This window comes from Pseudomonas sp. NFACC41-3, assembly GCF_900109505.1.
GTDB classification, from domain to species: domain Bacteria; phylum Pseudomonadota; class Gammaproteobacteria; order Pseudomonadales; family Pseudomonadaceae; genus Aquipseudomonas; species Aquipseudomonas chlororaphis.
In genome coordinates, this window is the sequence record NZ_FOAE01000005.1 from 483,940 (window position 1) to 491,525 (window position 7,586).

7 protein-coding genes are annotated in these 7,586 nt (G+C 66.8%); 3 read left to right on the forward strand and 4 right to left on the reverse strand.

Annotated elements, in window-relative coordinates; all coding sequences use genetic code 11:
* Nucleotides 1-70: 70 nt before the first annotated feature.
* Nucleotides 71-1,324 (forward strand): cytosine deaminase, encoded by a 1,254-nt coding sequence (codA, locus tag BMY68_RS23775; RefSeq protein ID WP_085534029.1) that lies wholly within the window; start codon nt 71-73, stop codon nt 1,322-1,324.
* 123 nt (nt 1,325-1,447) lie between these two features.
* Here codA and BMY68_RS23780 read toward each other — a convergent pair whose 3' ends face one another.
* The 3 genes from BMY68_RS23780 to BMY68_RS23790 form a co-directional block, all read right to left on the reverse strand.
* Nucleotides 1,448-2,440, reverse strand: coding sequence for a diaminopimelate epimerase (locus tag BMY68_RS23780; protein ID WP_085534027.1), 993 nt, complete (start codon nt 2,438-2,440; stop codon nt 1,448-1,450).
* A 76-nt stretch (nt 2,441-2,516) separates the two neighbouring features.
* On the reverse strand, nt 2,517-3,872 hold the full coding sequence (gene gudD / locus BMY68_RS23785; protein WP_085534025.1) for a glucarate dehydratase: 1,356 nt from the start codon (nt 3,870-3,872) through the stop codon (nt 2,517-2,519).
* 23 nt (nt 3,873-3,895) lie between these two features.
* Nucleotides 3,896-5,248, reverse strand: a complete 1,353-nt coding sequence (locus BMY68_RS23790; protein ID WP_085534023.1) for an MFS transporter — start codon at nt 5,246-5,248, stop codon at nt 3,896-3,898.
* Between the two features lie 352 nt (nt 5,249-5,600).
* Here BMY68_RS23790 and BMY68_RS23795 point away from each other — a divergent pair, with 352 nt between their 5' ends.
* A complete protein-coding gene (locus BMY68_RS23795; RefSeq protein WP_009044684.1) occupies nt 5,601-6,317 on the forward strand; it encodes a FadR/GntR family transcriptional regulator in 717 nt (238 codons plus the stop codon).
* A 34-nt stretch (nt 6,318-6,351) separates the two neighbouring features.
* Here the strand turns inward: BMY68_RS23795 and BMY68_RS23800 are convergent, their stop codons facing one another.
* A complete protein-coding gene (locus tag BMY68_RS23800) occupies nt 6,352-7,137 on the reverse strand; it encodes an AraC family transcriptional regulator (RefSeq protein WP_085534022.1) in 786 nt (261 codons plus the stop codon).
* A 92-nt stretch (nt 7,138-7,229) separates the two neighbouring features.
* Between BMY68_RS23800 and BMY68_RS23805 the strand changes: the two genes are divergently transcribed.
* A complete protein-coding gene (locus tag BMY68_RS23805) occupies nt 7,230-7,481 on the forward strand; it encodes a DUF7709 family protein (RefSeq protein ID WP_085534020.1) in 252 nt (83 codons plus the stop codon).
* Nucleotides 7,482-7,586: the final 105 nt, after the last annotated feature.

Consider the following 7,586-nt stretch of genomic DNA (forward strand, 5'->3'; position numbering starts at 1 on the left):
CACGCGACGTTGCGGCCGCCGGCCCGAGCGCCGTACCCTGACCGCCTGGATTGAAAAAGGAATCGCTCCGATGCTCATCATCAACGCCCGCCTGCGCAACCGCGAAGGCCTGCACGAACTGCACCTGGAGAACGGTCGCATCGCCAGCATCGCCCGGCAGACCGAAGCCCCGACCCTGGGCCCCGACGACCTCGACGCCGGCGGCAACCTGGTGGTGCCGCCCTTCGTCGAGCCGCACATTCACCTCGACGCCACCCTCACCGCCGGCGAGCCGCGCTGGAACATGAGCGGCACCCTGTTCGAAGGCATCGAATGCTGGGGCGAGCGCAAGCTCACCATCACCCAGGAAGACACCAAGGCCCGCGCCCGGAAAACCCTGCGCGCCCTCGCCGCCCACGGCATCCAGCACGTGCGCACCCATGTCGACGTCACCGACCCGGAGCTGACCGCGCTCAAGGCCATGCTCGAAGTGCGCGAGCAAAGCGCGCACCTGGTCGACATGCAGATCGTTGCCTTTCCCCAGGAAGGCATCGAAAGCTACCGCAACGGCCGCGAGCTGATGGAGGAGGCGATCCTCCTGGGCGCCGATGTGGTGGGCGGCATCCCGCACTTCGAGTACACCCGCGACCAGGGCGTGAACTCGGTGAGGTTCCTCATGGACCTGGCCGAACGCACCGGCTGCCTGGTGGACGTGCATTGCGACGAGACCGACGACCCGCACTCGCGCTTTCTCGAAGTGCTGGCCGAGGAAGCCCGCAGCCGCGGCATGGGCTCGCGGGTGACCGCCAGCCACACCACCGCCATGGGCTCCTACGACAACGCCTACTGCGCCAAACTGTTCCGCCTGCTCGGCCACTCGGGCATCAGCTTCGTTTCCTGCCCCACCGAAAGCATCCACCTGCAGGGGCGCTTCGACAGCTTCCCGAAACGCCGCGGCGTGACCCGGGTCAACGAGCTGCTGGAGGCCGGGATGAACGTGTGTTTCGGCCAGGACTCGATCGTCGACCCCTGGTACCCACTAGGTAACGGCAACATCCTGCGGGTGCTGGAAGCCGGCCTGCACATCTGCCACATGCTCGGCTACCGCAACCTGCAGAGCGCCCTCGACCTGGTCACCGACAACAGCGCCAAGGCCCTGGCCCTGGGCGAGCGTTACGGCCTGGAAGAAGGCCGGCCGGCCAACCTGCTGATCCTGTCGGCCGACAGCGACTACGAAATGATCCGCAGCCAAGGCCTGCCGCTGTACTCGATCCGCGACGGCAAGGTGCTGATGAAACGGCAGATGGCCCAGGTCGAGCTGCCGGGTGATGCGGGTTTTGTGTAACGGCCACTGACCTCATCGCCTCCCCTGTAGCCGCTGCCGCAGGCTGCGCAAAGATCCGCAGGATCTTCCGGCGCCCCTGAGATCGCTGCGACCGTGCCGGTCGATCGCAGCCTGCGGCAGCGGCTACAGGGCGCGGGCGGTACCGAACAGGCTCACCCGCACCAGCTCCCCACCCCGCTCCTCCAGGCGCAGCGGCGCGGTGCCGCCGGGCATCACCACCGCCACTTCGCCGGCCTTGACCCAACCGACCCGCCACGCCGCGCTGGCCACCGCGCTGGCGCTGGTGCCGGAGGATGCGGTGGGGCCCTCGCCGCGTTCGAACACCCGCGCGGCGATGCGCTGCGGGCCTTCCAGCCACGCCCATTGCAGGTTCACTCCCGCCGGGCAGGGTTCGCCGCTGCCGCTGGGCAGGGCGTAGGCAATGCGGGTCAGGGCCTCGGCCAGGGGCGCTTCACTCATCTGCCGGTTGCCCGGCAAGGCGCTGGCGTCGTTGACCAGGGTCACGCAGTGGGGGTTGCCGATACGCACGAACTGGCTACGGCACCATTGCGGGTGCAACCGCGCCAGCCCGCGCACCCGGCTCAGCTCGACGCAGCTCGAACCGTCATTCTCGACCCCGTGTTGCGCACCCACGGCCTGTGGGCCGAACGCCGGTTGCCCGAGGTCCAGCCAGAAGCCGGACACCCCGGCGACCTGTGCCGGCTCGACCAGGGTCGCCAGCGGCGACACCCCGTCCGGCTTGTCGTGATGCACCCGCAGCTGCGCAGGCCCCTGGGCCGGCAGCAGCCCTTGCTCGGTCAGGGCCTGGGAAAAGATGGTCAGGCCGTTGCCGCTGCGCTCGGCCAGGGTACCGTCGGTGTTGACGATCAGCAGGTCGAACGGCGGCGTGTCCTGGAACGGCCCGACCAGCAAACCGTCGCTGCGATGGGCCTTGGCCCCTTCCGGCCGGGTACCGGAGGGCCAACTGCACAGGGCTTCGATGACCTGCTCGCTCCAATTGGCCCGGGCCAGCGCCGCCTCGGCCGCGCTGGCCGGCAAGGCGATCCCCAACCGGCGTACCGCCTCGGGCGCCACCACGCCGTAAAGATTGCCGCGGGCATCGTAGAAAGCAGTCATTGCAGGGCTCCAAAAGCAGACGGGCCGCTGACATTACTGTGAATGCAGCGGCCCGGCCAAGCCTCTTCTACCTGGCTCAGCGCACCAGGCACGGCTGCTTGTTGTCGAAGCGCCAGCCCGGGATCAGGCACTGCATGGCCACGCTGTCGTCGCGCGCCCCCAGGCCCCGGCTGTTGTACAGCTCGTGGGCGCGGGCCAGCGCGTCCAGGTCCAGTTCGACGCCCAGCCCCGGCGTCTGCGGCACCGCCACGCAGCCCTCGACGATCTGCAGCGGATTGCGGGTCAGGTGCTGGCCGTCCTGCCAGATCCAGTGGGTGTCGATGGCGGTGATCTCGCCCGGCGCCGCGGCCGCCACATGGGTGAACATGGCCAGGGAAATATCGAAGTGGTTGTTGGAATGCGAACCCCAGGTCAGGCCCCATTCATGGCACATCTGCGCCACCCGCACCGAACCCTGCATCGTCCAGAAATGCGGATCGGCCAGGGGAATGTCCACCGCTTGCAACTGGATCGCGTGGCCCATTTCCCGCCAGTCGGTGGAGATCATGTTGGTCGCGGTGGGCAGCCCGGTGGCGCGGCGGAATTCGGCCATCACCTCGCGCCCGGAGTAACCGTTTTCCGCGCCGCAGGGGTCTTCGGCATAGGCCAGCACCCGGTGTTGACCGCGGCACAGGGCGATCGCCTGTTTCAGCGACCAGGCACCGTTGGGGTCGAGGGTGATGCGCGCCTTGGGAAAGCATTCGGCCAGGGCGGTGACCGCCTCCATTTCCTCTTCGCCGCGCAGCACGCCGCCCTTGAGCTTGAAGTCGTTGAAGCCATACCGCGCCTTGGCCGCCTCGGCCAGGCGCACGATGCTCTCGGCGTTCAGCGCCGGTTCATGGCGCAGGCGCAGCCAGGCATCGTCGGCCTCGGCTTCGTCGCGGTAGGCCAGGTCGGTCCGGCGTCGGTCGCCGATGTAGAACAGGTAGCCGAGCATCTTCACCGACTCGCGTTGCTGGCCTTCGCCGAGCAGCGCCGCCACCGGCACCCCGAGGAACTGGCCGAGCAGGTCGAGCAGCGCCGCTTCCAGCGCGGTCACCGCATGGATGGCGATGCGCAGGTCGAACGTCTGCTGGCCCCGCCCGCCGGCATCGCGCTCGGCAAAACGTTGGCGCACCTGATTGAGCAGCTTCTGGTAATGACCGATGGACTGGCCGACCAGCAGTTCGCGGGCCTCCTCGAGGGTGGCGCGAATCCGCTCGCCCCCCGGCACTTCACCGACCCCGGTGTTACCGGCGCTGTCGGTAAGGATCACGATATTGCGGGTGAAAAACGGGCCGTGGGCGCCGCTGAGGTTGAGCAGCATGCTGTCATGCCCGGCCACCGGCACCACTTGCAGTCGGGTGATGAGTGGTGTCTGGCCAGGGTGATGATGGGTGGATTCAAAAGTCATGGGTCGGTTCCTGTCGGCAAAAGTCAGTGGGTTTTGTCCAGCAGCGGGCGGGCATCGTCCAAGGGCGTCGGCATGACATGGGCCTTGGGCCGGGTGCGGGCGAAAAACACGATGATCGCGGCGATGATCGAGGTCGCCGCCAGGCCGTACAGGCCACCCTGGATCGACCCAGTGCGCTGCTCCAGCAGGCCGAAGGTGGCCGGGGCGACGAAGCCGCCGAGATTGCCGATGGAGTTGATCAGGGCGATCACCGCGGCGGCGATGCGCGCATCCAGGTAGGCCTGGGGAATTGGCCAGAACAGCGCGGATGCCGACTTGAAGCCGATAGCGGCGAAGCACACGGCGACGAAGGCGAACACCGGTCCGCCGGTGGTGGACAGGAACATCCCCGCGGCGGCCACCAGCAAGGCGCTGGCGACCCAGGCCTGCTGGAACTTCCATTTGCCGGACGCCGCGGCGAAGGCATACATGGCGATGATCGAGATCAGCCAGGGAATGGAATTGAAGAACCCCACCTGCAGGTCGCTGAGGTCGCCCATCTTCTTGATGATGCTCGGCAGCCAGAAGGTCGCGGCGTAGATGGTCAGCTGGATGCAGAAGTAGATCAGGCAGAACAGCAGGATCTGCCGGTCCTTGAGCAGGGTCCAGAGCGACGGCTTGACCGGCATCGCCGCTTCGCGCTCGCGCTGTTCACTGTCGATCGCCTGCACCAGCGCCTCTTGCTCGGCGGCGCTCAGCCACTTGGCGTCGCGGGGCGTGGAGTCGAGCCAGAACCAGACAAAACCGCAGAGCAGCACCGAGGCCATGCCCTCGACGATGAACATCCACTGCCAGCCGTGCCAGCCCAGGCCCTCGATCTGCAACAGCGCTCCGGACAGCGGGCCGGAGACCAGCGAAGCCACGGCCGAACCGCTTAGGAAAATGGCGATCGCCTTGCCCCGCTCCACGCCGGGCAGCCAGCGGGTGAAGTAGTAGATCACCCCGGGGAAGAACCCGGCCTCGGCCACTCCCAGCAGGAAGCGCAGCACATAGAACTGGGTTTCGTTCTGCACGAAGGCCATGGCCGTGGCCACCAGCCCCCAGGTGAACATGATGCGGGTCAGCCAGATCCGCGCGCCGACCCGCTGCAGCAGCATGTTGGACGGCACCTCGAACAGCGCGTAACCGATGAAGAACAGCCCGGCGCCAAAACCGTAGGCCGCGGCGCCGATGCCCAGGTCATGTTCCAGGTGGGTGCGGACGAAGCCGATGTTGACCCGGTCGATGTAGTTGACGATGAACATGATGACGAACAGCGGCAGCACATGGCGCTTGACCTTCGCCACGGCGATGGCCAGCAGCGAATCGTCGCCGGCCGGATTGAGGGTGGTATTCACGATGCCTCTCCCACTTGTTTGTTGTTGTGTGCGGGTGACTGGGCGAGCGCCCTAGTTGACAGTCATCATACAAGTAGAAAAATAGCGTCACAAGCGCAGACTCGTCGCAGAAGTCGGCTCGCAAGGCTTTGCTGATCGAAGAGAATGTTGAGGAATAAACTCAACTAATTGATTTAATTCGTATAAATAAAATATACAGGCACAGAAATATTTTTTCGGCTGCACTCGCGCTGAGAACCTGCACTGAACCCTGAAGTGACTTATCCGATAACTTGTCATACATGTCAGACAAGTTGAGCCCTGCCCGGCCACTTCGGTGATAAGCTTTTTGCTTTCCCTGCGCGACCTTGCCATGAGCACCGAATCCGATATCGCCCCGGGCCGCCGTCGCCCTTCCACCAACCTGGCCCATGATCTGGTCAGCGACCTGACCCGGCAGATCATGCGCGGCCTGCTCAAGCCCGGTGACAAGCTGCCGTCGGAAAGCACCATCGTCCGCGCCCATGGCGTCAGCCGCACCGTGGTGCGCGAAGCCATCTCCAAGCTGCAGGCCGCCGGCTGGGTGGAAACCCACCATGGCGTCGGCAGTTTTGTCCTGGAGCGCCAGGACACCCACGGCCTGCGCTTGAACGTCGATACCGCCCTGAGCGTGCGCGACATCCTCGAATTGCGCCTGGGCCTGGAAACCCAGGCAGTGGCTCTCGCCGCCCGCCGGCGCAGCGCCGAGCAACTGGCGCAGATGCGCCAGGCGCTGGACGACTACCAGCAACTGCTGGCCAACAACGACAGTTGCGTGGAGGCCGACCAGCGTTTCCACCTGCTGATCGCCGAAGCCACCGGCAACCCCTATTTCGTGCAGATCCTGCAATCGCTGGGCAACGCCCTGATCCCCCGGACCCGGGTGCGCGACGCCGAGCGCGGCGATGTCGACCTGGCGCAACTGGCGACCCTGGCCAACCAGGAACACGAAACCCTCTACGCCGCCATCCGCCGCCAGGACCCGGATGCCGCGCGGGCGGCGATGTGGACCCACCTGAGCAACAGCCGGGAGCGGTTTTCCGCGGGGTGAGGGCAGGCGCCCGCTTCTACCGGGGTAGCGACGCTCAGCCTGTTCCGTGCCGGGCGAAATAGCGCCCCGGCGTCACCCCGAACTGACGGCGGAACATGGCGATAAAGGCGCTGACATTGTCGTAGCCCAGGTCCAGCGCCACCCGGGTCACCGCATCGCCCACCGCCAGGCGCTCCAGGGCCCGCAGCAATCGCGCCCGCTGCCGCCACTGGCTGAAGGCAAAGCCGGTCTCGGCGACAAAACGCCGGGCCAGGGTTCGTGGCGAGATCCCCGCCCATTGCGCCCAGGCCTCCAGGCCGCGGCTGTCCGCCAGGTCGTCGGCCAGCGCCTGGCAGATCCGCCGCAACCGCGGGTCCACAGGCAATGGCAGGCTAAAGGGTTCCACCGGCAGGCTGCCCAGTTCATCGAGGATCACCCGGGCGATGCGCAACTGCGGCTCATCCAGCGCGCCTTGTGGCCAGCTCGCCGCACGCATCACCGCCTCCCGCAACAGCCCGGAGGTGGCAATGATCCGTGGTTGCGCCGGCAGTTCGTGGCAGGCCTCGGGCTCGACATAGATGCTCCAGCCATCGAACGGGCCATGGGAACGCAAGGCGTGTTCGCAGCGCGGCGGCACCCACACCGCGTGGGTCGCCGGCACCACCCACTGGCTGTCGGCCGCCGTCACCGACAACAGGCCGCGCCGTGCACCGAGCAGTTGGCCGCGGGCGTGGCTGTGGGCGGCGGTCTGCCGTTCGATCGGGCTGTGTTGCCACACCGCGACCAGCAACGGGCCGCCCTCGGCTTGAGCGAGCGCAGCGGAAACCAAAGGTTGGGACATTGGCTGTTTCACGTTATTCAACGGCAAGAACCAGGCAGTTTAGCCAATCCCCAGGCCGCAGACTGAGCGCTCATTCACACGAGGGTTGCTCCATGCGCGCCGAAGACCTGTTACCCGATCAACTCAACCATGGCGACTTCAACGGCACCCGGGTACGCAAGGGTACGGTGGGGGCCTTTCTGATCAATGCCCGGCTGTGGAGCGACCCGGGCACCTCGGCGCAGCAGCGACGCATAGCCGAGGAGGATCTGCGGGCAGCCCTGCCAGCGCTCCGGGCCCTGGGGCTGTTCGAGCTGATGCGCGTGCGCGACCCGGCCCTGCGGGCATTGTGCGGGCAAGACTAACGTCGACAGCCCCTGTAGCCGCTGCCGAGCCCGCGAGGCTGCGACAGACCCGCAGGGTCTCCAGCGCCCGCAAGCCCCCCACGAGCGTGCCGCTCGATCGCAGCC

Coding starts and splice junctions, on each gene's coding strand:
- codA (WP_085534029.1), top strand. CDS start 71: ATGCTCATCATCAACGCCCGCCTGCGCAACCGCGAAGGCCTGCACGAA.
- BMY68_RS23780 (WP_085534027.1), bottom strand. CDS start 2,440: ATGACTGCTTTCTACGATGCCCGCGGCAATCTTTACGGCGTGGTGGCG.
- gudD (WP_085534025.1), bottom strand. CDS start 3,872: ATGACTTTTGAATCCACCCATCATCACCCTGGCCAGACACCACTCATC.
- BMY68_RS23795 (WP_009044684.1), top strand. CDS start 5,601: ATGAGCACCGAATCCGATATCGCCCCGGGCCGCCGTCGCCCTTCCACC.
- BMY68_RS23800 (WP_085534022.1), bottom strand. CDS start 7,137: ATGTCCCAACCTTTGGTTTCCGCTGCGCTCGCTCAAGCCGAGGGCGGC.
- BMY68_RS23805 (WP_085534020.1), top strand. CDS start 7,230: ATGCGCGCCGAAGACCTGTTACCCGATCAACTCAACCATGGCGACTTC.